Here is a 25,141-nt window from a genome sequence, read left to right as displayed (position 1 = left end):
AACGGCAGTGACGCAGAGTGTGCCAGCGGGTCGCGGCGCGGTCGCCGGCCGACCCCCGCGCACCGGTCATGCGCGGCCGCCGGCCGGACGGAATTACCTGCCACCCCTGCTCGGACTGGCCACCGTCGTCATTATTGGCGTGATTTTTGCCGTCGCGGTGGGTCTGTTTCAGGGCTCTTTCACCGAAACCGTGCCGGTGACCGTGATCTCGCAACGAGCCGGCCTGGTGATGAACCCGGACGCCAAGGTAAAGATGCGTGGCGTGCAGGTGGGTAAGGTCGACTCGATCCAACCGCTGCCCAACGGCCAAGCAGCCATTCATTTGGCGATGGACCCATCCCAGTTGCACTTCATCCCCAGCAATGTGCTCGTCAACATCGCGTCCTCGACGGTATTCGGCGCGAAGTCCGTCGAACTGGTGCCACCCGATCAGCCCTCGGCGCAGCGGCTCCGCGCCGGCCAGACGCTGCAGGGCCAGCACGTCATGGTCGAAATCAACACGGTGTTCCAGCAACTGGTGTCGGTGCTGTCGCATATCGACCCGCCGAAGCTGAACGAGTCACTGGGTGCGCTGGCACAAGCGTTCAGCGGGCGCGGCCCCCAGCTTGGCCAATCGCTGAGCGACTTGGATTCGTTTCTGGCCAAATATGAGCCGAGCCTTCCCGCTCTCAGGCATGACCTTGCGGTCTTGCCGGCGGTGTCCAACGCCTACGCCGACGCGGCACCAAACTTGGTGAAGACCGCGGCGAACGCGACCCGGATCAGCAAGACACTCGTCGATGAGCAGCACAACCTGGATGCGTTGCTGATCAGCGCGATCGGCCTGGCCGACATCGGAAACGACGTCTTGTCCCAAAACCGCGAACCGCTGACGAACGTGCTGCATCTGTTGGTGCCGACCACCGATCTGACCAACGAATACCATGAGGCGCTCACCTGCAGCTTCGGCGGACTGATAACGATCGCGCACAGTCCGCCGCTGTCGGAACCGAGCATCAACATCTCGGCGAGCCTCACGTGGGGCGGCGAACGCTATCGCTATCCGACGAACCTGCCCAAGGTTGCGGCGACGGGCGGCCCGAAGTGCTTGGGGCTGCCGCAAATACCGTTCAACTCGGCACCGCCGCAGTTCATCACCGATATCGGCGCCGACCCGGTCGGGTACGGAAACCCGCAGCTGCTGATCAACTCCGATCTCCTCAAGCAGCTGTTGTACGGGCCGATTGCCGGCCCGCCGCGCAACTCCGCTCAGATCGGACAACCCGGATGAGGACGCGCGCCACGCTGATCAAGTTCGCGATCTTTGCGATCGTGATGGCGATGCTTACCGCCTTCCTGTTCTTCATCTTCGGCCAGTACCGGACGGGTTCGACGTCCGGATATTCGGCGGTGTTCACCGACGTGTCGCGCCTGAAACCGGGACAATCGGTACGGGTCGCGGGGATCCGCGTGGGCACGGTCAACGACGTTTCACTGCAGCCCGACAAAAAAGTGGTGGTGAAGTTCGACGTCGATCGCAACGTCGTCCTCACCGAAGGCTCCCGGGCGGCGGTCCGCTACCTGAACCTGGTGGGCGATCGCTACCTCGAACTCGTCGACGGCCCGGGCTCGACCAGACGCCTGCCGGCCGGCGGTCAGATTCCCGTCAACCGCACCGCGCCGGCGCTCGACCTCGATCTACTGCTCGGCGGATTGAAACCCGTTACCCAGGGCCTGAATGCGCGCGATGTCAACGCGCTTACCTCGGGTTTGTTGCAGGTCTTCCAGGGTCAGGGCGGGACTCTCGAGTCCCTGTTCGCCAAGACGACGTCGTTTTCGAACGCCTTGGCCGACAACGATCAAACCGTGCAGCAACTCATCGACAACCTCAACATCGTCATAGGCACGATCGACAAGGACGGCAAGCAGTTCTCCGGTGCGATCGATCGCCTCGAGCGGTTGGTCAGCGGGCTGTCGGACGACCGCAACACCATCGGCTCCGCCATCGACGCCCTGGACCACGGAACCGCCTCGCTGGCGGACCTGCTGAGCAGCGCGCGGCCGCCGCTGTCCGGCACCATCGACCAGTTGAGTCGCCTGGCACCGGTTCTCGATGGCGACAAGGACCGCCTCGACGCCGCAATCGCCAAGGCGCCGAAGAACTACCGCAAGCTGGTCCGGCTCGGCGTCAACGGCGCCACCATCCCGTACTACCTATGCATGTTGGAACTGCGGGGAACGGATCTCTCGGGCAAGACGGTGAAAGCCCCCATATTCAGGTCAGAAGCTGGAAGGTGCACGGAACCCTGATGCTCAAGTATCGCGGAGCTGCACTTGTCAAGGCCGGACTCATCGGCGTCGTTCTGGCGGTGATGGTGATCTTGGTGGGCCTGTCGCCCGACCGGTTCACGCAATGGGCGACGATGGTCAGGTACCAGGCGCTGTTCACCGAAGCCGGCGGCCTCGCCACGGGCAACCCCGTGATCGTGTCGGGGATGAAGGTCGGCACTGTGTCGGATGTGAAGCTGCGCCATGGCGATGCGCTGGTGACGTTCGCGATGAAGGGCAACATCCTGCTGGGGTCGGAGACGTCCGCGCACATCCGCACCGGCACGCTGCTGGGCGAGCGGATGCTGACGTTGGAGTCCGCCGGCGCCGGCACGATGCATCCGATGGCCCTCATTCCCGTCTCGCGCACGTCTTCGCCCTACTCGCTGACGGAAGCGGTGAGCGACCTGACCACCGACACCGCCGGAACGAACACCACTGCACTGAATCAGTCATTGGACACGCTGGCAGCGACGCTCGACCAGATCGCGCCGCAAATGGGGCCGGCCTTCGACGCACTCACCCGCTTATCGCGGACCCTCAACAGCCGCAACAAGAGCCTGGGCGAGCTGTTCAAGAGCGCCGGCGACGTCACCGGTGTTCTTTCCGAACGCAGCATGCAGGTCAACAAGCTCATCCTCAACTCCGACTCTCTGCTGCAGGTGCTGGTCGCGCGCCGGCAAGAGATCGTAGATCTACTGGCCAACACGTCAGTGGTGGCCAAGCAGCTCACGGGATTGGTGCACGACAACGAGAGCAAATTGGCGCCGACGCTGGAGAGGCTGAATTCGGTGCTGGCGATGTTGGAGAAGAACCGCGACAACATCAGCAAAGCACTGCCGGGTCTCGCCAAATTCGAGATCACGGTCGGTGAGGCCATCTCAAGCATGTATGCGTACTCGGCGTTCGTCCCCAACTTCCTTGTCCCGCAGCTCTTCCAACCGTTCTTCGACTACCTTTGGGGTTTCCGCACCTTCGATACTTCCAAGGGTCCCGGCCACCCGTCCCCCGTACCTCGCGCGCTGATTCCGTGGCCGTACAACGGTATTCCGGTGTGCCCCGGCTGCACGTTGGGCGGCAGAATCGGAGGATCGCAGTGATCCCCCGCAAGAGGCTAGGGGCCTTGACCGCGGTTGTCCTGGTCGGACTGATCATTGCCGGTGCTGCCGTTCTCGTCCGCAATGCGTTCTACGGCCCGAAGACGATCACCGCTTACTTCACCACCGCCACCGCGATCTATCCCAATGACGACGTGCGGGTCTCGGGTGTGAAAGTCGGCAGCATCAAATCCATTCAACCGCAAGGCACGCAGGCCAAGATGACCCTCAAGGTCGAACACGATGTGCCCATTCCGGCGGACGCCAAGGCGATTATCGTTGCCTCGAATCTGGTGTCCGCCCGCTATGTCCAGCTCTCGCCGGCCTATCGAGACAGTGGGCCGGTCATGCGAGATGGGGCAGTGATACCGATCGAACGCACCGCAGTGCCCGTCGAGTGGGACGAGGTCAAAACCCAGTTGATGCGGCTGGCAACGGATTTAGGGCCGAAGAGTGGTGTATCGGGCACGTCGGTGGGCCGGTTCATCGACAGCGCCGCCAACGCGCTGGACGGCAACGGCGACAAGCTGCGGCAGACACTCGGTCAACTGTCCGGGGTAGGCCGAATCCTCGCCAATGGTAGCGGCAACATTGTCGACATCATCAAAAACCTGCAGACATTCGTCGGCGCGCTGCGGGACAGCAACGTCCAGATCGTGCAGTTCAACGACCGCCTGGCCACGCTCACCAGTGTGGTCAATGACAGCAAATCCGACCTGGACGCGGCGCTGACCGATCTGTCGACGGCGGTCGGCGAGGTGCAGCGTTTCATCGCCGGGACCCGCAACCAGACGAGCGAGCAGATCGCCAGGTTGGCCGACGTCACGCAGGTCCTGGTCGATAAGCACATGGCTTTGGAAAACATTCTGCACGGCGCACCGAACGCGCTCGGCAACTTCTTCAATGACTACAACGCCGACACCGGAACCATCGTGGGTGGCTTCGGGATCATGAACTTCGCGAATCCCACGTGGGGCGGTCAGCTTCTGCTGTCCTTCCCGGGCTGCACGCAGATCGGCGCCATCGAGAACGTCACCGCAGTCGAATCGGGCAAGCTGTGCTCGTTGTTCCTCGGCCCGGGGCTGCGACTGCTCAACTTCAACAACTTGCCGATTCCCATCAACATATTCCTGCAGAAGTCGGTGGACCCGTCCAAGATCCTCTACAGCGAATCGCGTCTAGCGCCCGGGGGCGAGGGCCCCAAACCGGGGCCACCGGAAATCCCGCCGGCGGTGTCCGCCTACACCGGTTTGCCCGGTGATCCGGTGGGACCACCGGGTGCGGTGCCGCCGGCGCGGATACCGGGCGCGGCGATGCCGTTGCCGCCGCCGCCGTCCACACCGGAAGCGCCACCTCCGCCTCCCGCGCCGGGCGTGTCAGGCATGCTGCTGCCGGCGGAAGGGCCACAACAATGATCGCCCGGGTTGCGGCTCGGCGGGTGTTCTCAGTCGGGTGTTGCGTGGTGTTGACGGCGACGGGATGCGCATTCCACGGCCTTAATTCACTCCCACTGCCCGGCGCGGTCGGACGTGGCCCGGGGGCCGACATCTACCACGTCGAGCTTCCGAATGTCGGCACGATGGAGTCGAATTCGCCGGTGATGGTCGACGATGTCGTAGTCGGCAGTGTCGGAGCGATGCGGGTGCAGGGCTGGCACGCGGATGTCGAGATCTCGGTGAAGCGCGACGTCGCCATCCCGGCCAACGTGGTCGCCACCGTCGGTCAGACCAGCCTGCTGGGGTCGATGCACGTGGAGCTCAACACGCCACTCGGCCAGCAGGGAAGGGGACGGCTGCAGCCGGGCGCCACCATCCCGCTCAGCCGGTCGTCGGCCTACCCGTCGACAGAACAGACGCTGTCGTCGCTGGGCGCGGTCGTCAACGGTGGCGGACTCGGACAGATCGGGGAGATCATCCACAATTTCTCCGCCGCCCTGTCCGGGCACGAGGGTGCCGTACGTGATTTGCTCACTCGTCTCGACACCTTCGTGGGAACGCTGGACGATCAGCGGAACAACATTGTCGACTCCATCCAGGCGCTGAACCGGCTCGCCGGCACATTCGCCGGACAACGCGACGTTCTCACCCAGGCGCTGCAGAAGATACCGCCCGCGCTCGATGTGCTGATCAAGGAGCGGCCGCGCCTGACGGCCGCCCTGGACAAACTTCGCGTCTTCAGCAACACCGCCACCCGATTGATCAACGACTCTCAGGCCGACCTGGTCAAGAATCTGCAAAACCTGGCGCCGACCATCCGAGCGCTCGCCGACGTCGGGCCGGAGTTCGGAACGGCGCTCGCGGCCGGGTTCGTGTTCCCCTTTACCCAGAACTTCGTCGACCGAGCCGTCCGGGGCGACTATTTCAACCTGCACGTCGAGCTCGATCTGTCGATTCCAAGGCTCAAGCGAGGACTGCTGTTGGGGACCCATTGGGGGGAGCTCGACGCGCCGGAGCCCCCAGCGCCGGGGGAGCCGTATTACTTGAATTACACGCACGACCCGATGCATGACCCCCTGAGGCCACCCTGGGTTGACCCCGCGAGCCTCCCTCCGCTGCCAGGCCCTCGGCCGGCTACGGCTCCGCTGCCCGGACCGCCGCCGGGTGCGGCACCACTGCCCGGACCGCCGCCGGGTGCGGCACCGCTCCCTGGACCTGCGCCGGGTGCGGCGCCAGTGCCGGACGCGGGTCTCGGTCAAACGGCGCCGCCCGCAGAGGCGCCCGGAACGGGATCGGGTGGATAGATGCTGACGCGCTTCGTCCGTATCCAGCTGGCGATCTTCGTGATCGCCGGGACCATTGGCGTGATCGCGATGGTCCTCTTCTACATCCAAGCGCCGACGCTACTGGGCATCGGTCGGATGACCGTGACACTGGAGCTGCCGGCCACCGGCGGCCTGTATCGGTTTTCCAACGTGACCTACCGCGGGGTTCAGCTCGGCAAGGTCACCTCGGTAAGTCTGACACCGACCGGCGCGAAAGCCACACTGTCGCTTAGCAGTTCGCCGAAGGTCCCCGCGAACCTGACGGCGAAGGTGCTGAGCGTTTCCGCGGTGGGCGAGCAGTACGTGGACTTACAGCCCAAGACCGATGCGGCGCCCTACCTGCACGACGGCTCCGTAATCGCCATGCGCGACACGACGATTCCGCAGCCGGTCGGGCCGATGCTCGACCAGCTCAATGCCTTGGTTCAAAGTATCCCGAAGACCAAACTCGGCCAATTGCTTGACGAGTCCTTCCAGGGCTTCAACGGTGCCGGCTACGACCTTGGGTCACTGATCGATTCCTCGCAGACGCTGTCCCGCGACGCCAACGGCGTCGTCGATCGCACCCGAGCCCTCACCGAAGACACCGGGCCGCTGCTGGATACCCAAGCGCGCACTACCGACTCGATCAGGACGTGGGCACGCAGCTTCGCCGGCATCTCGGATACGCTGGTGGACAACGATTCCCACTTCCGCACCATCTTGGAAAGAGGCCCTGAGGCTGCGAACGAGGCGTCGCGGCTTCTAGAACAAATCAAACCGACGCTGCCGGTGTTGCTTGCCAACCTGACCACCATCGGGCAGATCGGTGTGACCTATCACCCCTCGCTAGAGCAGCTGCTGGTGTTGCTGCCGTCGGCGGTTGCTATTGAGCAGGCCGCCTCCCCCACAAATGATCCCGACGGTCTGGCCAAAGGCGACTTCGCACTCACGATCGACGATCCGCCCATCTGCACGGTCGGATTCATGCCGCCCAACACATGGCGATCCCCGGACGACCTCAGCGACATCGACACACCCGACGGGTTGTATTGTAAACTCCCGCAGGATTCACCGCTCTCGGTTCGCGGCGCCCGCAACTACCCCTGCATGGGTCATCCGGGCAAGCGGGCCCCCACTGTCGAAATCTGCAACAGCGACAAGCCATTCATGCCGTTGGCGATGCGCCAGCACACTCTCGGTCCCTACCCCCTGGATCCGAACCTGCTTTCCCAGGGGGTCCCGCCCGATGACCGGGTTACTTCCAATGACCGGATCTTCGGGCCGGTCGAGGGAACGCCACTGCCGCCGGGAGCGGTGCCGCGCGGCGCACCCGCGGGGCCGCGGGGCGAAAATCCACCACCGGGCACGGTTGGGGCCGCTGTTCCGCCGGTGCCGTCGTCGGGCCCCCCCGCGCTGGCGCCTATGTCGAGAATGTCGGCCGACATCCCACCCATAGCACCACTCGACGTCCCTGCTCACGGGGAACTTCCAGCGGCGCCTGCCGCGCCCGCACCGCCCGATCCTGCACCCGCCGACGCGGCCGGCGGCGGAGGACCGCAGGCGGCGCCAAGCTCATTCGGAGCCAAGGCATCCAAGCCCGCGCCGTCGATCGTGGTGGCAAAGTACGATCCGCGCACTGGTCGTTATGTCGGTCCCGACGGCAAGTTGTACCAGCAGTCGGATCTCGTTGCTCCGAAAGCGCCCAAGACGTGGAAGGACATGCTTCCGACCTGAAGCATTCTTGCGATTCCGGAACGGTCTGGAATGAGCAGGGCGATAGAGCTACGAACGGCCGGTCAGCTCAACTTGTCCAGGCGCAGCGGCATGGTGATATCGAGCCATTGGTTTTGCCCGCACGCTCCGGTCGGGCCAACCGTTTTGTCCTTTCCGGCGAAGGTCGACGACCCGAGTTGATATCCCCCGTACTCGTTCACCGGATAGAAAAAGAAGGTCTGCTGTCCGGTGAACGCGGTACCGTCCTCGCACCTTTCCCAGTTCGGCACTTCGCGTTTCGACTTCCACATCTGCCCATCGATCATGTATATGGGTGCGCTCCAGCCCTGATCGCTGGTCACCGTGCCGTGGCATTCCTGAAACGTGACGCACGATGAGCTGATGGTCCATGTCTGGATGACCGTGGGCTCGCCGTAATATTGATCATTCCGCTGTGCATAATCGCCGATTGACGTGGCGCGGAACGTCCCGTTGACGGCCACCTCTTCCTTCGTCGTTGCCCCGGCTGTGGATGCGGTGCCCAATATGCCGAAAACCGTGGCAGTCAACAGCGTTGCGGTAGCAAGTGTTCGAACTGAACGCATCAAGTGCTCCTCGACGGGAATAATCCGACAGCGCCTATGGCAGCTTTTCGGCATCGGTTGCGGCGTTCTTGTGCGATGAGAATAACACCGGCGCGGCCGCCTGGGAACCGATTGAAATCGAAGTTGGCAGCGGTCACAACAGTGGATCCAATTTCGAGATCAGCCAGGAATTTTTGATCTTCGTCAATGTCACCCGGGCGCTGCTTGCCGTTGTCTGCGGTTCAGGCACCGCTTTGCTCGTAGCGGTCTGGTTGATAAAAACCAAAACGATGGCTGAATTCGGGTGCAATTCCGAAACGGCGGCCCGAACCACCTGGGCCGTCTCTGTGACCTGCTTCTGCTGCGCCATCGCCGCGATCTGTTCGGTGAACTTGGTGTAGTAGGCGAGAAAATCACCGGTCAAATATGACTTCGCCTTGGCGAAATCGCGGTTCAGATCGCCGGGAGAGTACGACAGCACCGCTACGGAACCGTCTGACGCCGCGCGGATTGCCCGCTGCGCCGCCGCGTCACCGATCTGCTGATCCGGCCGGTACATAACGAAGAACAAACCGGCAGCGACGCCCACCGTCGTCGCAACCAAAACCGTCCCGACTATCGAACGCCACCGCGCCGAACACGGGCGGATCCAGCGCTTGATCGTGGCCAGTGCTGTGGTGCGAGGCGATCCCGACGAAGCGGGTGGCCGCTCACTCTGGCCGGGCGGCGTGGTCTCGGTGGCGTCCAGCGACGAGCCATGCTCGACAGTCATTGCAGGAAATCGACTTTCGACATTTTGAGCCGACCGCCGTCTCGCTTGAGGTCGACGCTGAGCCGCCACACGACAGGTGGCTGCATTGTGTTGTCGGCATTGGTGACATCGGATTTCGCCGCGACAAGCACGACCGCCGAGTCATCGGTCAACGATTCGACCGCGACGGCTTCCACGGTGGCCTTGCTGCGCGCCTTCGACTGCGCCGCCTGCTTGGCCATTAGGCCTGACATCACCGATATCTGGTTCTTGAAGTCGCCCGTCGAATCGTCGATGACCCGCTGGAAGTCCTCCTTGGCATGATTAGCGTCAATCGACATCAGCGCCGTGACCCGTTGCGTAGCTGCCGCAGTGAATTCAGCGGCGAGTTGCCGTTTGTGCGCGATCACATTGTGCTGCCACACCATGTACCCGCTGGCACCGAGGGAAGCGGCAGCGAGCACAATGCCGACGCCGGCGGCTATTGTTTTGCGCCCCGGGCGGCGGAGCCACCGTGGTCGCCCACGACCCCGCAACGGCAACCGTTTCCGAGTCCACTTCGGGGGGCGCTGCTCGACATCTTGGGAAGGGGCGGTTTCGGCTGCCTCGCGCAGCTGCAAGACGCGTGCCCGCGCCGCCTCGGCGCGCGCTTCAGCCTGGGCGACTTCGTTGTCTTCGTCCAGTTCCGAGGCGGAAGCTGTGGCACCGGCGGTCGACTGCGGTTCGTTGGGATCAGTCGCCTCCGCCCGGCCGCGATGGTCGGCTTCAGGCCCCTCCGGATCGTGCACGGAGAACGAGCTTATCACTTCGGTCCGGCCCCAACGGCGTCGTCCCACAGCATAAATCGTGCCCCTTACATGCGGAAATGTTCGTCCGGCAGATAACGAGGCGTAGTGAGTCGGGGTGGCCCGGCGCCGACGGATCCTTGGTTCAGATGATGCTCTCCAACGAGGAGAATTTTCTTTTCGGATGTGGCAGAGTAATCGGGTGCGATCGTTCGTGGCCCTGGTTGCTGCGTTGCTCGGCGCGGGTGTGCTGGCGGCGCCGCCGGCCATCGCCGGGCCGACGGTCTGCGACTACCCGGCCTGCACCCCAGGCATCATGCCCCATCAGGTTCTCGGTGCGCCGTGTGACAACACCACCTACTATGCCTTCGGTGTAGCCGACGGATACGTTTCCTTCGCCTCGGAACCCGGACGGCTGATGTTCTGCGGCTCGCCGCGGAGATACCAGCCGCGATGGTTCCGGTCACCGCCGATGGCGGGGGTCAAGGAAGAAAACGCGGAGTGCTCGAACTATCTGAACTACGTCGCGCAGGCGCCTGATGGCCTGTTCCTGATCTGTATTGCTCACGACGGCATAACAAGCTGGGTCCGCGCCGACACATAGGCGCGTCAGCCGTGGGGTTCACGCGGCAGGCCGAGCAGGCGCCGGCTCAAATCGGTAACCCGATCGAGCAAGGTCTCGTCGTCGATGTCGGCGACCAGCGGATGCATGACAGCCGTGCTGAGCGCCCCGGAGAACATGGCGGCCTCGATCCGCCCGTCCAGGCCCGCATCACTTAGCAGCACCCGGTACAGACGGTCCATGAAAAGTTGAAATGGCTTGTGCTCGGCCAGCAACCGGACGACGACGGGATCGAATTGCAGCGTGCGCACCAACCGGCGATCGCGAACGGCCATCTCAACCACGCGCACCAACAACGCGTCCCGTGCCTGGGGGCCGTCGTCGTATGCCTCGGCCTCCTCGAGGGCCGGCTCAAGCCGGCCGAGTTCGCGCTCGGTCACGGCGATGACGATCTGTTCTTTGGTCCGGAATTGATGGTAGACAGCGGCTTTCGTGATCCCGACGGCGTCGGCGATCATCTGCAGTGACGTGCCGCTGACACCGTGTGTGGCGATGAGATCCAGCGCGGCATCGAGGACCCGCGTCCGGGCCGGGCTGTGCTCGATGAGCCAGAATTGCTCACCGGTGACGGGCTGCCGTGCTGTTCCCACGCACCGAGACTAGACGACGCCCTTGACCGTGGCTAGCCGATCGGCTAGCTTCGCTCACTAGCCGTGTTTCGGCGGCGATTTCGTGCGGGGAAGGAGTTTCGATGTCCGACGTCGGCGGAAACGATGCAGACAGTGGCGAATCCACCCGGACCGCGTCGCGACGAACCGACGGCGAGCTCATCCTGCTCTGGACGTTGCCGGTGGCGCTGATCCTTTGGATCGTCTCCTTCTTCCTGTTCCCGGGATTCAACCCGCCGATGTCACCCACCATGCCCGCGGATGAGGTGGCCGCCTTTTACCGCGATCCGGGGCACATTCCGCAGATCCGTTCGAGCATGATCTTGTTCAACTGGTTCGGGGTGTGCCTCGTGCCGATCCTGGCCCTGATTGTGCTGCAGATCCGCCGCATGGCCCATCGGACGCCGATCTTCTCCTACGCCATGCTCGGATGTGCGGCCGGCGGGCCGACGCTGTTCCTCGTCGCCAATGTGTGCTGGCTGCTGGCCGCCTTCCGGCCGGAGCGCAGCCCCGAGCTGACTCAACTGCTCAACGACCTCGGCTGGATCACCTTTACCATTCTGGTCCCATTTTTCATCGGGCAGTGCGTAATCCTGGCCCTGGCAGTCTATTTCGATGATCCGTCCCGCCCGGTGTTCAACCGCTGGGTGGCACACTTCAATCTTCTCGTGGGGGCTGCCCTCGTGCCGGCGTCGTTCGTCGGCGTTTCGTTGACCGGCCCGCTGGCCTGGGACGGCTTGCTGTCGTTCTGGGTGAAGAATGTTGCCATCGCCATCTGGATCGTCGTGATGGGCTTTGTCTTGGGCCAGGCCGTTCATCGCGAACGTGCCGAGAACCGCGGGCGCCCAAATGACTTGGCGACCGCATGAGTGCGGTGATCACCCCGCCCACGTCCCCGGCAACGCCGCCCGAAGGTCCACTGCATCACCGGATCGGCTGGCACCTGAGGTGCGACCCCAAGCGAGAGCTGTGGTTGGCGTGGGCTGTGCTCATGGTGTTCTACACCCTGTTCTTCCCGATGTTCTTCATCGTGGCGCAGGTCCAGCCGCCGCCGGAGCCCACCTGGGACCTCGCGACGCAGGCCCACTGGTTCGCCGAACGTCACCTCGGCATACCCGTCGGTTTCGGCGTCATCTTCGCCATCAGCGGCATGACCGCGGTCAACAACGCCCTCATCGCGTATTCGATGCGGCGCATGTCGGTCAGCCGCGCGTTCGGCTATTCGTACCTCGTCATCTACTCGCTCGCCGCGGTTCCCGGCATGCTGCTGCTCAACATCGCGCTGATCGTCGGCACGCTGCGCCCGGAACGCGACCCCCGGGTGATCGGCTGGCTCTATGACTTCGCCTTCTTGTCTTTCGACGGGACGATGGGGGTGTTTTTGATCGGTTCGCTCATCTGGATGGTGGCGATCCTGCTCGACAAGAATCGCGTCTTCCCCAAGTGGTTCGGATATCTCAACCTGTGCAACGCGCTGACCGAGGTGGTCGTGGCGCCCTGCTGGATTTTTAGGCGCGGCGTGTTCGCGTGGAATGGCGAGATCGCTTGGTGGCTGGACATGGTCGTGTTCGGCGTTTACCAAGTCACCTTCATCGTCATGCTGTTTCAGATGATCCGACGCGAAGACTTCGGTACCGGACCCCTGCCCGCGCTGCCGCAAAAGAAGGCGGCTGCACGATGACAGACCTGGCGCAAAAGCGAGGACGGGACAAGGCCGTACCGGGGCAGCCCGACATGTGGGCCTTCGTATTGTTCGAGACCCTGGTTTTCACCGCGTATTTCGCCTTTTACCTGTTCTCACGGGGCCGCAATCCCGAGCTGTTCCTGCACTCGCAGGCCCACCTCGACCTGCGGGTGGGAGTCTTCAATACTTTGGTTCTGTTGCTCAGCTCATGGTCGGTGGCGAGGTGTGTTCAGTCGGCGCGTGCCCGCGCTTACCGGGCGGCCCTCAGGGACGCCTTCATCACGGCCGCATTCGCCGTGGTGTTTTTGTTTTTCAAGGTGTTCGAGTGGGCGCGGTTGATTCAAGCCGGAAATGGCATAGACCGCAACGACTTCTTCATGTACTACTTCTTTCTCACCGGGATCCACTTCGTTCACCTGCTGATCGGCTTCGTCGTCCTCGGCGTCATCGTCTACCAACTCCGGAGTCCGGCACGGCGCTCCCAGGAAATCGTCGAAACCTGCGCAACGTATTGGCACACCGTCGATTTCCTGTGGGTGCTCATCTTCGCGCTGCTCTACGTGGTGAGGTGAGCCAGTGAAATTCAACAAGAGGCTGCTGTTTGTTTGGATGATCTTGGCCGCGCTGACGCTGGCTTACCTGTGGATAGATCGCTCCGCCGGTGGGTTGCTGAAGTCCAGTGCGGTGGTGACCTCGAGCGTCATCGTCATCGCACTTATCAAGGTGCGCATCATCTTTCGCGAATTCATGGAAGTGCGAGACGCCCCGGTCCTACTGTGCCGACTCACCGACGCATGGGTGGTGCTGATCGCCGCCGTCTTGCTCGGCAGCTACTTCGTCGGCATGCAGGTCCGGTAGCGCTCGCCGGTGACTAGGCCACCGGCGCGATCGCGTCCGCGGTGGTGAATCTCAGGTGCAGTTCGCTCAGGCCCCGCAGGATGTACGTCGGCTCGTAAGTGTAACGACGATCGGCGGCCGGCCCGTGATGGGCTTCGTCGATTTCGATGTGCGGCATCCGGTCCAGGATCCGCTCGATCGAGACACGCCCCTCGACGCGGGCGAGCGGACCGCCGGGGCACGAATGTACGCCACGGGCGAACGCCATGTGTTCGCGAACGTTCTTGCGCCGCAAGTCGAACTCGTGTGGGTTCTCGAACCGGCGCGGGTCGCGGTTGGCGGCGCCCGGCAGGATCATCACCACGGTGCCCGCGGGGATGTCGACACCGCCGATGGTGGTGGTCTTACGGGCCAGCCGCGAGTCGCTCTTGACGGGGCTGTCCATCCGTAGCGATTCCTCGATGAAACCGGGAATCAGGCTGCGGTCGTCGCGCAACTCTTGCTGGATATCGGGCCGGTCACCGAGCACTTGCAGGGCCGCGCTGAGCAGCTTCGCCGTGGTCTCCTGTCCGGCGGCGAAGAGGAACGTCGCCGAGCGGACCACCTCGATAACCGGTGGCGTCGATCCGTCCGGGTACTTGGCTTCCGCCAGGAAGGTCAACACGTCGCCGCGGGGCGCACCGCGCCGATCCTCGATGTAGTGACAGAACTTGTCGTCGAGCCACTCCAGCGGGTTAATTCCCACCGACTCGTGGTCGAGGGCACCTACGCGCGCCTCGGGGCGATCGGCACCCAAGACCTTACGGAACTCTTTGTGGTCGGATTCCGGAACTCCGAGCAGGTCGGCAATCACCAAGGTGGCGAACGGCTTGGAATATTCGGCGATGAATTCGCACTCACCGATGCCGAGGAACTCGTCGAGTTGACGGTCGGCGAGGCGCCACATGAACTCCTCGTTCTGCTTGAGCCGGCTCGGGGTCAGCAACTTGGCGAGCACCGACCGGGCCTTGGTGTGGTCCGGTGGATCCATGGTGACCATGTGCTCGTTCATCGGGAAATAGCTGCGATGCGCGTCGATCTGGGGGCTGATGTCGTCGCCTTCGGGCGTGAACGGAAGCGGCGGGAAGGGTCCGCCGAGGGCGACGATGTTGGAGAACGTATCCGGGTCCTTATAGATTTCGCAGGCTTCGTCATAGCCGGTGACGGCGACGACCCCGTAGTGCGGCAGCCGCAGCACCGGGTTCTGGCTGCGCAGGTAGTCGAAGTAAGGGTGCGGATCTGGGACCAGTGACGGATCGGTGAAGAAGTCGATCGAGTCGAAGGTGCTCATCGGATTGCGTCTCCCTGCGCTGGGTCTACCGGTGGTATTCGGCGGCAAACGGTACCGCCGCCCGATTCCGAGATCGAAAATGTGCTGAGCACCTGCTTAGCATGGCGGTAATGTCAGGGTCAAGGTCGCAACGCCGCATCACGATACGATCCGTGTGGTCGGCACGGGATGGCACACAGTACGGAGCAGGGACATGACATCGGCCCGCAGAATCGGGGCGCCGGACGCCAAAAATCGTGGTCTTTTGCTCGATGCCGCCGAGCGGCTGATGCTCGAGGAGGGCTACGCCGCGGTCACGTCGCGCCGCCTCGCCAACAAAGCCGGGCTGAAACCTCAACTGGTGCACTACTACTTCCGGACCATGGAAGAGCTGTTCCTGGAAGTCTTCCGACGCCGCGCGGAAGAAGCGCTCGAAGTGCACGCGCAAATGCTGAAGTTGCCACAGCCGCTGTGGGCGCTGTGGCGATTCGGCACCGATCCCGCCTTCACACGGATTTCCATGGAATTCATGGCGCTGGCCAACCACCGCAAGGAGATGCGCGCCGAAATCGCTTATTACGCAGAGCGTTTTCGCGAAGAACAGCGCCAAGCGGTGGCTACGGCCCTGGAGCGCTACGGCTCCAAAATCCAAGACGGAGGTCAAGACATCGACATCCCTCCGGTGGTGTGGACGGTGTTGATGAGCAGCCTGTCGCGGTTTCTGGTTCTCGAGCAGGCGATCGGGATGTCCGCCGGACATGCCGAGACGTTGGAGTTGGTGGAGAACTACTTGCGCCGCCTGGAAGGCGAACCGCAGCCGATCGAGGGTGTGCCGGAGAACTGGGTGGTTCACCAGTTCCGCAGTGAGCAAAGCACGCCTTTGGGCCCGTCCTTGGATACGACGACGGCGCCGTCTACCGCCAGGTCGCAGTGAAGTCCCGGCGTGCCGGGTTCGGTGCCCGTGCTCGCCACGACCATCGCGTACACGTCGGGTTTGGCCAAGTCCAGCTCGTAGCTCCACGGTTTGCCCGGGGCGATATCGATGTCGACGTGTGGTGTGAATGAGTAGGTGTTGTGGCTGTAGTCGGAGAATTTCTCCGGCTCGTGGTCCAGGTAGTAGATGCTGGTGTAGATCGGATTCTGCGCGCTGACCGTGTACTTGACGTGATGCATGACCGGGTCATCGGCATGCGCCCGTCCGCTTCCCACCAGTAGACCCGCCGCTGCCAAAAGAGAAGCAAGCGACACGACGGAACCGACACCCATCGCTGTCTTCAAAGTGGTCATGACGCTCCTCCGGACGCCGGACGTGATTTGGTGTTGCGGGTCATGATTCGTTCCGCGGCCTGCCAGTGCGGGTCGGCAACCCATAACCGTGCGAAGGATGCTATCGCCTCGTCCGGGGAAACTCCGCGGATTACCCGCTTTATCTCGGTCGCCGGGCGCCGGGTCAGCGACCTCGCGATGGCTCGCCATCCTTCGTCGGGCGAGTCGAAGACCTGACGGCGCACGACCTGGTCCACCAAGCCGATGCGCTCGGCGTCGACCGCCGTGAGGGTCATTCCCGAGCCGGCCAGCAACAGCGCCTTGCTCTTTCCGACCAGCGCGGCCAGCCGCTCGGCTCCACCCCAGGCCGGCATGATTTCCAGCTGCACCTGGTTGAAGGCGATCTTGATGTCGTCGGCGGCCACCCGGATGTCGGCGGCGACGGCGACTTCTGCGCCGCCGCCGAACGCGTGGCCGTTGAGGGCGGCGATGACCGGGGCGGGGAAGTCCGCCAGCTGATCGCAGATGGAGCGCATCCGCCGGGCCATCGCCGCGGCGTCCTCCTCGGTCCGCAGCGCGCTCAACTCCTTGAGGTCACCGCCGGAGACGAAAGCTTTGTCTCCGGCGCCCTTGATCACCAGCGCTTCAGCGCCTTTCGCCACATCGAGCGCCTTCTCCAGCTGGTCCATGGTGTCCAGACCGATGGCGTTGCGCGCATGGGGGCGGTCGATGGTGACCACCGCCAGCCCGGCGTCAATCTCTAGGTCCACCACGTGTTATCGCTCCTCGGCACAAACCCGATATTGGCATTCTCTTTTCGCGAGAATAACATCATCGCTGCAGGCCCAAGAACTTTCGTCCGTGAGATAGAGGTGGCTGATGCGCAACCCAATCGTGGCCGCGGCCGCGATCCTTGCCGTTGCATTGGTTGGGGCCTGCACGTCGCGGCCACCGACCCAACTCGCCAGCACGGCTTCAGTGACCGTCAACGGCACCGACCGGAATTTTCACGTCGTCAAGTGCGGCCAGCGGGAGTGGACTCGGACGATCGACATCGGCAGCGATTTTGCCGGGGCCAAACTCGTCATCGACGAGAGCGCACAACCGGCGACAGTCGAGTCGGTGCACATCCAGAACCTGGGTGGCTTCAGCGGGATGTACTCGCGAGGCGGCGACGGGACCGCGGGCATGAGCATGACCGGCGACAAATTCACCGTCAGCGGCACCGCCAACGGCTACCTGACCGCAAAGCCCGGTGAACCGGCTGACGCCACGTACAAGATCTCCGTGGCGTGTTGACCAGGCCGAACCGGCGGGCGGCGGGGCCACGTTGCGATTAGGCGCTTGTAGAGAATAGTATTCTCACAAAATGCGAAGGAGGATCTCATGGGCCAGTTGTCACACCGGGAGGACGTCCCGTTTCCCATCTTTGACGCGGATAACCACCTGTATGAGCCGCCCGAGGCGCTGACCAAGTTCCTGCCCAAGCAGTACAAGGACTTCGTCCAGTACGTGCAGATCAACGGGCGGACGAAGATCGCGATCCGCGGCCATATCAGCAACTACATTCCCAACCCGACCTTCGAGGTCGTCGCCCGGCCGGGTGCCTGGGAGGAGTACTTCAAGTACGGAAACCCGGACGGCAAGAGCAAGCGCGAGCTGTTCGGTGAGCCGATGCGCGCGATCCCGGCGTTCTTCGAGCCCGGCCCGCGCCTGGAGAAGATGAACGAGCTGGGTCTGGACCGCACCCTGATGTTCCCGACACTGGCCAGCCTCCTCGAGGAACGGCTGCGCGACGACCCGGTCGCCGTCCATGTCCTGATTCACGCGCTCAACGAGTGGCTCGACGAGGTCTGGGGCTTCAACTACCAGAACCGGATCTTCACCACCCCGGTCATCACCCTGCCGATCGTCGAGAAGGCGATCGAGGAGCTGGAATGGGCGGTCAAGCGTGGTGCACGTGCCATCCTGATCCGTCCCGCTCCCGTTCCCGGCTTCCGCGGCCCACGTTCGTTCGCGGTGCCAGAGTTCGACCCGTTCTGGGAGCGGGTCGTCGAGCACGACGTTCTGGTCGGCATGCACTCCAGCGACAGCGGCTACTCCCGGTACACCTCCGAGTGGGACGGCGCCGAACAAGAGATGCTGCCGTTCCAAACCAATGCGATGGGCATCCTCAACGAGTGGCGGCCGATCCAGGACGCGGTGGGGTCGTGGGTAATTCACGGCGCGCTCTACCGCCACCCGAAGCTGAAGGTCGCGATCGTCGAGGCCGGTTCGAAGTGGATGAACCCGCTGCTGGACGGCCTGGCCGAGGTCTTCCGCAAGGCCCCCGAAGTCTTCCCAAGCGACCCCGTCGAGATGGTCAAGAACCGGATCCACGTGAGCCCGTTCTTCGAGGACGGCATCGACGATCTGGTGAACCTCGTCGGCGTGGACCGGGTGTTGTACGGGTCGGACTGGCCGCACCCGGAGGGGTTGGCGGAGCCGACGTTCTACGTCAACGCGCTGTCGCACCTGTCCGTGGACGACCAGGCAAAGATCATGGGCGGCAACCTCGGTCGACTCGTCACGGTGTGACCCGCGCTGCCACGATCAAGGGCGCGAAGCGCCCGATGAGGAACAGCGCAAGATGACCGAGGCCCGTCAGCCATGGCAGACCATCCCCGAGATGGTCTTGAGTGCAGCGGATCGCTTCGGCGATGCCGAAGCAGTAGTCGACGGTCCGCTGCGCTTGACTTTCAGGCAGGTAGTCGAGCGGATCCGTTGCGCCGCAGGCGCCTTCGCAGAACTCGGCATACAAAAGGGTGACCGGGTCGCGATCTGGGCACCCAATTCGGCCGAGTGGATCATCGCGGCGTTCGGGTTGCTCACCGCGGGCGGCGTGCTCGTCCCGGTCAACACGCGGTTCAAGGAAGAGGAAGCCGGCGACATCATCGCCCGCAGCAAGGTGAGGGCCGTCCTGGTCCAAAAGGGCTTTCTAGACCAGGATTACGCCGTGCCCGCCGGCGTGCCGGTCATCGACCTGAAGTCCGATTTTCTGCTTAGCGGCTCGCCCTTCGAGCGTCCAGTGTGCAGTACCGACACCTCGGACATCATCTTCACCTCGGGCACGACCGGGCGCCCAAAGGGGGCGATGCTCAATCACGGTCAGACGCTGCGCATGTACGAGGAGTGGGCGACGCTCGCGGACCTGCGCGAGGGTGACCGCTACCTGCAGATCAACCCCTATTTCCACACGTTCGGGCTGAAGGCGGGTCTGGTCACGTCGTTCCTGCGCGGTGCCACAATGCTGCCCGTCGCGGTGTTCGACGTCGACACGGTGGTGGATCTCATTGCACGCGAACGCATCACGATGCTTCCCGGACCGCCGACGCTGTATCACTCGTTGCTAACGGTGACGGACAAGTCCAAGCTGTCGTCATTGCGTGCGGGAGTGACCGGCGCCGCCGACATCCCCGTCGAGCTGGTGCGTCGCATCCACGACGAACTGCCGTTTCAGACGCTGATGACCGGTTATGGTCTCACCGAGGCCGGCAACGTCACCCTTTCCCTGCCCGGCGATTCGTTTGAGGACGTCGCCACGACCGCGGGCGTGCCGTGCGAGGGGGTCGAGGTGCGCATCGCCGATGACGGCGAGGTGCTGGTCCGCGGTTACGGAGTCATGCAGGGGTATCTCGACGAGCCGGAGGCCACCGCCCAGGCGATCGATCGCGATGGGTGGCTGCACACCGGAGACCTCGGTGACTTCACCCAGACCGGGCGGCTGCGCATCGTGGGCCGCAAAAAGGACATGTTCATCGTCGGCGGCTTCAACGCCTACCCGGCCGAGATCGAGGGCTTCCTGCTCAACCACCCGGTCGTGGCACAGGCCGCGGTCATCGGTGTGCCCGACGAACGCATGGGCCAAGTCGGAAAGGCGTTTGTGGTCCGCACCGGCGATGTCAGTGCCGACGAATTGATCGCCTGGTGTCGTGACCGTATGGCGGGATTCAAGGTGCCGCGCACGGTAGAGTTCCTCACTTCACTCCCACTCAACGCGACGGGGAAAGTGATGAAGGACCGACTCCGATGAACAACGGCGATATTCATTCGATGGTGATCGCCTCGGACTATCGTGTCCCCGATCCCACCCGGGTATGGCCGCTGTTGAAGCGCAACAAGGCCGCTCTGGCAGATATCGGCGCGCACCACGTGCTGGTCTACACCTCCACCCGCGACCACGGCCGGGTACTGGTGATGATCGGCGTGCACAGCCGTGAGCCGATCGTGGAGCTGCTGCGCTCCCGGGTCTTCTTCGATTGGTTCGACGAGGCCGGCGTCGACGACATTCCCGCGGTCTTCGCCGGCGAGATCGTCGACAGGTTCATCGCGCAGCCACCGAAAGCCCCTGCGGCACCGGGCGTCGTGGTGGCCGCCATCGCGTCCGTCAACGACGTATCCCTACTGACTTCCGAAGTCAGCACGGCGATCGACAGATTCACCACCGCCGGCATCCGAAAGACGTGGGTGTTCAAGGCTTTCGACGACGATCACGAAGTCCTGATCCTGCAGGAGTTCCCCGACGAAGAAAGCGCGCGGCATTGGATCGACCACCCCGATGCCGCGGCGCAATGGATGTCGGGGGCCGGTATCGGTGCCTACCCACCATTGTTCGTCGGCCGCTTCTTCGACATGATGCGCATCGAGGCGGACTGAGGGTTCGCCGGTGTTCGTGTGCCTGTGCAACGGAGTAACCACCCAAACCGTGACCGAGGCCGTTGCAGGAGGGGCGTCGACCACGAAGGAAGTCGCCCAGGCGTGCGGTGCGGGCGCCGACTGCGGGCGTTGCCGACGCACGGTGCAGGCCATCCTGCGGTCTTCGCATCCGGATCGAACCGCCAACTCGCGCTAGAGCGTGCTTCAGCGGCGCGGACTGCCATCCGGTGATGTCGGCTGGACGAGGTCGACCAGCAGGTTGGGGATTTCGAGCCGGGGCAACATCACCTCGACGAAAACCATGCAGTCTTTGCGCTCGGCGGCGGCGGTCAGGGCGTCGTCGAGTTCGCCGTAGGTCCGGACCTGGAACGCCAGGTGTTCGGTAACCCCCAGCGCGCGGGGGACGTCCGTCCACTTCCAATTGACGATGTCGTTGTACGGTGCGGTCACGCCGTGGATCGCCCGTTCGATGGTGTAGCCATCGTTGTTGACCACCACGATGACGGGGGACAGCCCCTCACGCGAAAAGGCCCCGAGCTCTTGGACGGTCAATTGCGCGGCACCATCCCCGATGAGCAACACCGTTCTGCGGTCCGGCTGTGCGACCGCCGCCCCGAGCGCGGCGGGCAACGTGTAACCGATTGAACCCCAAAGGGGTTGCCCGATGAAGGTCACGCCCTGCGGCAGCCGATGGTCGGCCATGCCGTAGAAAGAGGTGCCCTGGTCGGCGAGCACGACGTTGCCGGGCGTGAGGGCCACACAAAGGCGGTCCCACAACATCCTTTGGGTGAGCGGTTGGTCGCGCGGTGGTGGCGGCGGCAGCGGCTCGGCCGGCGGCGACACCACGGGTGGCGACGAGATTCCGCGCCGGACCAGGATCGTGGCCAGCGCCTCGAGCGCGGCACCCATTTCCAACGGCGCGAAGACCTCTCCGGCCACACTGCTTTGATACTGGCCCACGTCGATCGTCCGGGCGGGGTCGATGCGCTGGCTGAAGAAGCCGCTGACCATGTCGGTGAACACGACTCCGGCGGTGACCAGCACGGGTGCCTCTTCGATCGCGGTACGCACCGCCGGTGCGCTGGCGGACCCCGCGTAGATGCCCAGGAAGTTGGGCGAACTCTCGTCGAGCAGACTTTTTCCCCACATCAACGTGGCGTGCGGCACCACGTCGGCCGCCAGCAACTCCTCGAGTTCTTTGATCGCCTGCAGCCGGTGTACCAGCAGGTCGGCAAGCACGGTGATCTGGTGGTCGCCGATGAGTTCGGCGGCCGCCTCGGCGAACATCGCCAGGGCGCGGGGACTGGTGCCACCGGTATAGCGGGGTAACGGTGCCTCCGGCGGCTCGGTGGGAAAGCGGGCCACGTCGGTGGACAGCAGGATGTATCCGGGGCGCTTCTGCTCGCGCACTTCGGACAGCACGCGGTCGATCTCGCGGCGTGCCGTCGCGGGCATGAGATTGGCTTGGGCGCAGGTGATTTCGCGGCTCACCCGAAAGAAGCGCTCGAAGTCCCCGTCACCGAGTGAATGGTGCAGCGCCCGCCGGGTGCCCTGGGCATCCTTGGATGGGCCGCCGACGATGTGTACAACGGGCACCTGCTCGGCATAACTGCCCGCGACCGCGTTGGCCGCGGAGAGCTCGCCGACCCCGAAAGTCGTTACCAACGCCGACATTCCGCGTAGCCGGCCGTACCCGTCGGCGGCGTAGCCGGCGTTGAGCTCGTTGGCGTTGCCGACCCAGCGAATGCGGGGGTGGGCGATGATGTGGTCGAGGAATTCCAGGTTGTAATCGCCGGGAACGCCGAAGATCTCCGAGACGCCGAGCTCGGCGAGGCGGTCCAAGAGGTAGTCACCGACGGTGTATGCGGGGTCGGCCGCGGCATCACTCACAGGCACGACGGTACGCTCGGTCGAATCTGTTCCGGGTGAGACGCCAGGCCAGTATCGTGCGGGCCATGGCACTCAAAGAATCCCGCGAGATCGTCATCGAAGCCAGTCCGGATGAGATTCTGGACGTGATCGCCGACTTCGAGGCGATGCCCGAATGGTCGGAACCGCACCAGAGTGCGAAGATTCTCGACACCGGCGACGACGGGCGCCCCCGCCAAGTGAAGATGAAGGTCAAGGTCGCCGGGATCACCGACGAACAGGTGGTCGCCTACACGTGGGGTGACAACGTGGTGAGCTGGAAGCTGGTCAACTCGTCGCAGCAAAAGGCGCAGGACGGCAAGTACACCCTGGTGCCACAGGGCGATGCGACTCTGGTCAAGTTCGAGCTTCTCGCGGACCCAAATGTGCCCCTGCCCGGCTTCGTGCTCAAGCGCGCCGTGAAGGGGACGATCGATTCGGCGACGAAGGCCCTGCGGGAGCGGGTGCTTGCGGTGAAGAAGGGTAAGTAGCCGCCGTGACGCGGGGCGGCCCGCTGGCCGGGGTGAGAGTAATCGAGCTCGGCGGCATCGGACCGGGACCGCACGCGGGAATGCTGCTCGCCGATCTGGGGGCCGACGTGGTGCGGGTGCGCCGCCCCGGCGGCGTGGCGATCGCAAGCGCGGCGAAGCCGGGCGAAGCGGGTCGCCACCAAACAGGCGGCGTGGCGATCGCAAGCGCGGCGAAGCCGGGCGAAGCGGGTCGCCACCAAACAGGCGGGCTCACGATGCCGGCCGAGGAGCGCGATCTGCTGCACCGCGGCAAGCGAATTGTCGACCTGGACGTCAAGACTCAGTCGCAAACGCTGCTGGAGCTGGCCGCCAAGGCTGACGTGCTGCTGGACTGCTTTCGGCCCGGGACCTGCGAGCGACTCGGCATCGGGCCGGACGAGTGCGCGGCGGCCAATCCGCGGCTGATCTACGCGCGCATGACCGGCTGGGGACAGGAAGGACCGCTGGCGCCGACCGCCGGCCACGACATCAACTACCTGTCGCAGACCGGCGCGCTGTCGGCGCTGGGCTACGCCGACAGGCCCCCGATGCCGCCGCTGAACCTGGTCGCCGACTTCGGCGGCGGCTCGATGCTGGCGGTGATCGGCATTGCGGCCGCCCTATACGAACGGGAGCGTTCGGGCATGGGTCAGGTGATCGACGCGGCGATGGTCGACGGGGTCAGCCTGCTGGCCCAGATGATGTGGACTATGAAGTCCACTGGCGCACTGCGGGACCGACGCGAATCTTTTTTGCTCGACGGCGGTGCGCCGTTCTACGGCTGCTACGAGACCGCCGACGCAAAATACGTGGCCGTCGGCGCCATCGAGCCGCAATTTTTCTCGGCGCTGCTCGATGGGCTCGGCCTGTCACCCGACGACGTGCCCGCCCAGCACGACAAGGCTTCCTACCCACGCATGCGCGAGATCTTCACCCAACGATTCGCCAGCCGCGGTCGCGACGAATGGGCGCGGATTTTCGCCGGCACCGATGCGTGCGTCACCCCGGTACTGACGTGGGGCGAGGCCGCTGCCGATGAGCACTTGCGCAGCAGGTCTACCGTGATCACCGCGCACGGCGTCGACCAGGCCGCACCCGCCCCACGCTTTTCGCGGACGCCCGCCGGACCGGTCGGACGGCCCCCGGCGGCGACCACGCCGCTCAACGAAATCGATTGGTAGAAAGTCGTTTACGGCGAACCGGTCCGCGTCGCGATCGGCGTTGCTAAGTTGATCCTCAGTGGCCGTAAAAGCATCACGGGATTTTGTCGTCAACGCGCCGCCAGAAGTGGTCATGGAAGCGCTGACAGATGTCGGTGTTCTGTCATCGTGGTCGCCCCTGCACAAACACATCGAAGTGATCGACCGGTATCCGGACGGCCGGCCGCACCACGTCAAGGCCACCATCAAGATTCTCGGGCTGGTCGACAAAGAGATCCTGGAGTACCACTGGGGGCCCGATTGGGTTGTCTACGACGCCAAGGGCACCTCACAGCAGCATGGTCAGCACGTCGAGTACACCCTCAAACCAGAAGGTGTCGATCAGACCCGGGTGCGCTTCGACGTCACCGTCGAACCCGGACGTCCCATGCCCGCGTTCATCGTGCGGCGGGCGGCCGAGAGCGTGCTGGACGCGGCGGTGAGGGGATTGTGCGAATTGGTGAACAGCGGCAATCATCCGGCCGAGTCCTGATAATCGGCAACGTCGACATTTTTAGTCCGCA

General features: G+C 64.0%; 28 protein-coding genes. 20 read left to right on the top strand and 8 right to left on the bottom strand.

Translation table 11 applies throughout. The features are described 5' to 3' along the window. The first annotated feature begins 7 nt into the window (after positions 1-7). Genes AC5Y4F_RS03855 through AC5Y4F_RS03830 form a run of 6 tightly spaced genes read left to right on the top strand, consistent with a single transcriptional unit; the run spans position 8 to position 7,881 of the window. Positions 8-1,270 carry an MCE family protein gene (locus AC5Y4F_RS03855; protein ID WP_499995208.1) on the top strand — a complete coding sequence of 421 codons (1,263 nt, stop codon included), beginning with the start codon at positions 8-10 and terminating at the stop codon, positions 1,268-1,270. Further along, positions 1,267-2,289 (top strand): MCE family protein, encoded by a 1,023-nt coding sequence (locus AC5Y4F_RS03850; protein ID WP_499995206.1) that lies wholly within the window; start codon positions 1,267-1,269, stop codon positions 2,287-2,289. The genes AC5Y4F_RS03855 and AC5Y4F_RS03850 overlap by 4 nt, the downstream gene beginning before the upstream one ends. Then, positions 2,289-3,407 carry an MCE family protein gene (locus AC5Y4F_RS03845; protein ID WP_499995205.1) on the top strand — a complete coding sequence of 373 codons (1,119 nt, stop codon included), beginning with the start codon at positions 2,289-2,291 and terminating at the stop codon, positions 3,405-3,407. Before AC5Y4F_RS03850 ends, AC5Y4F_RS03845 begins: the two co-directional genes overlap by 1 nt. After that, positions 3,404-4,819, top strand: a complete 1,416-nt coding sequence (locus AC5Y4F_RS03840) for an MCE family protein (RefSeq protein ID WP_499995203.1) — start codon at positions 3,404-3,406, stop codon at positions 4,817-4,819. Before AC5Y4F_RS03845 ends, AC5Y4F_RS03840 begins: the two co-directional genes overlap by 4 nt. Continuing rightward, positions 4,816-6,144, top strand: a complete 1,329-nt coding sequence (locus AC5Y4F_RS03835) for an MCE family protein (protein ID WP_499995202.1) — start codon at positions 4,816-4,818, stop codon at positions 6,142-6,144. Before AC5Y4F_RS03840 ends, AC5Y4F_RS03835 begins: the two co-directional genes overlap by 4 nt. Further along, entirely contained in the window at positions 6,145-7,881 is a 1,737-nt protein-coding gene (locus tag AC5Y4F_RS03830) for an MCE family protein (RefSeq protein WP_067939922.1), read from the top strand. A gap of 62 nt (positions 7,882-7,943) precedes the next feature. Here the strand turns inward: AC5Y4F_RS03830 and AC5Y4F_RS03825 are convergent, their stop codons facing one another. The 3 genes from AC5Y4F_RS03825 to AC5Y4F_RS03815 form a co-directional block, all read right to left on the bottom strand. After that, positions 7,944-8,465 (bottom strand): Rv2253/PknI dimerization domain-containing protein, encoded by a 522-nt coding sequence (locus tag AC5Y4F_RS03825; RefSeq protein ID WP_067939921.1) that lies wholly within the window; start codon positions 8,463-8,465, stop codon positions 7,944-7,946. A 133-nt stretch (positions 8,466-8,598) separates the two neighbouring features. After that, positions 8,599-9,216 carry a hypothetical protein gene (locus AC5Y4F_RS03820; RefSeq protein WP_067939919.1) on the bottom strand — a complete coding sequence of 206 codons (618 nt, stop codon included), beginning with the start codon at positions 9,214-9,216 and terminating at the stop codon, positions 8,599-8,601. Beyond that, positions 9,213-9,983, bottom strand: coding sequence for an Rv1363c family protein (locus AC5Y4F_RS03815; RefSeq protein WP_067940077.1), 771 nt, complete (start codon positions 9,981-9,983; stop codon positions 9,213-9,215). The genes AC5Y4F_RS03820 and AC5Y4F_RS03815 overlap by 4 nt, the downstream gene beginning before the upstream one ends. Before the next feature lie 181 nt (positions 9,984-10,164). Between AC5Y4F_RS03815 and AC5Y4F_RS03810 the strand changes: the two genes are divergently transcribed. Further along, positions 10,165-10,584, top strand: coding sequence for a hypothetical protein (locus AC5Y4F_RS03810; RefSeq protein WP_197520697.1), 420 nt, complete (start codon positions 10,165-10,167; stop codon positions 10,582-10,584). 5 nt (positions 10,585-10,589) lie between these two features. Here the strand turns inward: AC5Y4F_RS03810 and AC5Y4F_RS03805 are convergent, their stop codons facing one another. Beyond that, entirely contained in the window at positions 10,590-11,192 is a 603-nt protein-coding gene (locus AC5Y4F_RS03805) for a TetR/AcrR family transcriptional regulator (protein ID WP_067939918.1), read from the bottom strand. A 101-nt stretch (positions 11,193-11,293) separates the two neighbouring features. Between AC5Y4F_RS03805 and AC5Y4F_RS03800 the strand changes: the two genes are divergently transcribed. Genes AC5Y4F_RS03800 through AC5Y4F_RS03785 form a run of 4 tightly spaced genes read left to right on the top strand, consistent with a single transcriptional unit; the run spans position 11,294 to position 13,752 of the window. Next, entirely contained in the window at positions 11,294-12,079 is a 786-nt protein-coding gene (locus AC5Y4F_RS03800) for a hypothetical protein (protein WP_067939915.1), read from the top strand. Beyond that, positions 12,076-12,891: a hypothetical protein gene (locus AC5Y4F_RS03795; protein ID WP_067939913.1), complete on the top strand. Its 816-nt coding sequence runs from the start codon at positions 12,076-12,078 to the stop codon at positions 12,889-12,891. Before AC5Y4F_RS03800 ends, AC5Y4F_RS03795 begins: the two co-directional genes overlap by 4 nt. After that, positions 12,888-13,466, top strand: a complete 579-nt coding sequence (locus tag AC5Y4F_RS03790; RefSeq protein ID WP_067939911.1) for a cytochrome c oxidase subunit 3 — start codon at positions 12,888-12,890, stop codon at positions 13,464-13,466. Before AC5Y4F_RS03795 ends, AC5Y4F_RS03790 begins: the two co-directional genes overlap by 4 nt. A 37-nt stretch (positions 13,467-13,503) precedes the next feature. Then, a complete protein-coding gene (locus AC5Y4F_RS03785) occupies positions 13,504-13,752 on the top strand; it encodes a cytochrome C oxidase subunit IV family protein (protein ID WP_067940072.1) in 249 nt (82 codons plus the stop codon). Positions 13,753-13,765: 13 nt separating this feature from the next. On the opposite strand, the gene AC5Y4F_RS03780 is transcribed toward AC5Y4F_RS03785, so the two are convergent. Further along, complete coding sequence (locus AC5Y4F_RS03780; RefSeq protein WP_067939908.1) at positions 13,766-15,061, bottom strand: cytochrome P450; 1,296 nt, start codon at positions 15,059-15,061, stop codon at positions 13,766-13,768. Positions 15,062-15,254: 193 nt separating this feature from the next. Between AC5Y4F_RS03780 and AC5Y4F_RS03775 the strand changes: the two genes are divergently transcribed. Beyond that, entirely contained in the window at positions 15,255-15,974 is a 720-nt protein-coding gene (locus AC5Y4F_RS03775) for a TetR/AcrR family transcriptional regulator (RefSeq protein ID WP_499995196.1), read from the top strand. Here the strand turns inward: AC5Y4F_RS03775 and AC5Y4F_RS03770 are convergent. Further along, entirely contained in the window at positions 15,890-16,327 is a 438-nt protein-coding gene (locus AC5Y4F_RS03770) for an Rv2576c family protein (RefSeq protein ID WP_499995195.1), read from the bottom strand. The two genes, AC5Y4F_RS03775 and AC5Y4F_RS03770, sit on opposite strands and share 85 nt — an antisense overlap. Beyond that, positions 16,324-17,079 (bottom strand): enoyl-CoA hydratase/isomerase family protein, encoded by a 756-nt coding sequence (locus AC5Y4F_RS03765; protein WP_067939902.1) that lies wholly within the window; start codon positions 17,077-17,079, stop codon positions 16,324-16,326. Before AC5Y4F_RS03765 ends, AC5Y4F_RS03770 begins: the two co-directional genes overlap by 4 nt. A 106-nt stretch (positions 17,080-17,185) precedes the next feature. Here AC5Y4F_RS03765 and AC5Y4F_RS03760 point away from each other — a divergent pair, with 106 nt between their 5' ends. The 5 genes from AC5Y4F_RS03760 to AC5Y4F_RS03740 all read left to right on the top strand — a co-directional run bounded on the left by AC5Y4F_RS03760 (position 17,186) and on the right by AC5Y4F_RS03740 (position 21,197). Continuing rightward, the gene (locus AC5Y4F_RS03760; protein ID WP_067939900.1) at positions 17,186-17,605 is read left to right on the top strand and encodes a lipoprotein LpqH; all 420 of its coding nucleotides are present in this window, start codon (positions 17,186-17,188) and stop codon (positions 17,603-17,605) included. An 87-nt stretch (positions 17,606-17,692) separates the two neighbouring features. Further along, positions 17,693-18,883 carry an amidohydrolase family protein gene (locus tag AC5Y4F_RS03755; RefSeq protein ID WP_067939898.1) on the top strand — a complete coding sequence of 397 codons (1,191 nt, stop codon included), beginning with the start codon at positions 17,693-17,695 and terminating at the stop codon, positions 18,881-18,883. A gap of 52 nt (positions 18,884-18,935) precedes the next feature. Further along, positions 18,936-20,378, top strand: coding sequence for a FadD3 family acyl-CoA ligase (locus tag AC5Y4F_RS03750; RefSeq protein ID WP_082947812.1), 1,443 nt, complete (start codon positions 18,936-18,938; stop codon positions 20,376-20,378). Then, positions 20,375-21,001 carry a fatty-acid--CoA ligase gene (locus AC5Y4F_RS03745; RefSeq protein WP_067939896.1) on the top strand — a complete coding sequence of 209 codons (627 nt, stop codon included), beginning with the start codon at positions 20,375-20,377 and terminating at the stop codon, positions 20,999-21,001. Before AC5Y4F_RS03750 ends, AC5Y4F_RS03745 begins: the two co-directional genes overlap by 4 nt. Positions 21,002-21,011: 10 nt before the next feature. Then, the gene (locus AC5Y4F_RS03740) at positions 21,012-21,197 is read left to right on the top strand and encodes a (2Fe-2S)-binding protein (RefSeq protein WP_067939894.1); all 186 of its coding nucleotides are present in this window, start codon (positions 21,012-21,014) and stop codon (positions 21,195-21,197) included. Positions 21,198-21,205: 8 nt separating this feature from the next. Here AC5Y4F_RS03740 and AC5Y4F_RS03735 read toward each other — a convergent pair whose 3' ends face one another. Beyond that, on the bottom strand, positions 21,206-22,891 hold the full coding sequence (locus tag AC5Y4F_RS03735; protein WP_067939892.1) for an alpha-keto acid decarboxylase family protein: 1,686 nt from the start codon (positions 22,889-22,891) through the stop codon (positions 21,206-21,208). Positions 22,892-22,956: 65 nt separating this feature from the next. Here AC5Y4F_RS03735 and AC5Y4F_RS03730 point away from each other — a divergent pair, with 65 nt between their 5' ends. The 3 genes from AC5Y4F_RS03730 to AC5Y4F_RS03720 are packed head-to-tail and all read left to right on the top strand — an operon-like array spanning position 22,957 to position 25,110. Then, a complete protein-coding gene (locus AC5Y4F_RS03730; protein ID WP_067940067.1) occupies positions 22,957-23,400 on the top strand; it encodes an SRPBCC family protein in 444 nt (147 codons plus the stop codon). Positions 23,401-23,405: 5 nt separating this feature from the next. Then, positions 23,406-24,599, top strand: a complete 1,194-nt coding sequence (locus tag AC5Y4F_RS03725) for a CaiB/BaiF CoA transferase family protein (RefSeq protein WP_499995192.1) — start codon at positions 23,406-23,408, stop codon at positions 24,597-24,599. A gap of 58 nt (positions 24,600-24,657) precedes the next feature. Then, positions 24,658-25,110 (top strand): SRPBCC family protein, encoded by a 453-nt coding sequence (locus AC5Y4F_RS03720; protein WP_082947811.1) that lies wholly within the window; start codon positions 24,658-24,660, stop codon positions 25,108-25,110. Positions 25,111-25,141 lie beyond the last annotated feature (31 nt).

Source organism: Mycobacterium sp. NGS56, assembly GCF_059812425.1.
This window is presented reverse-complemented; position numbering and strand designations above follow the sequence as displayed.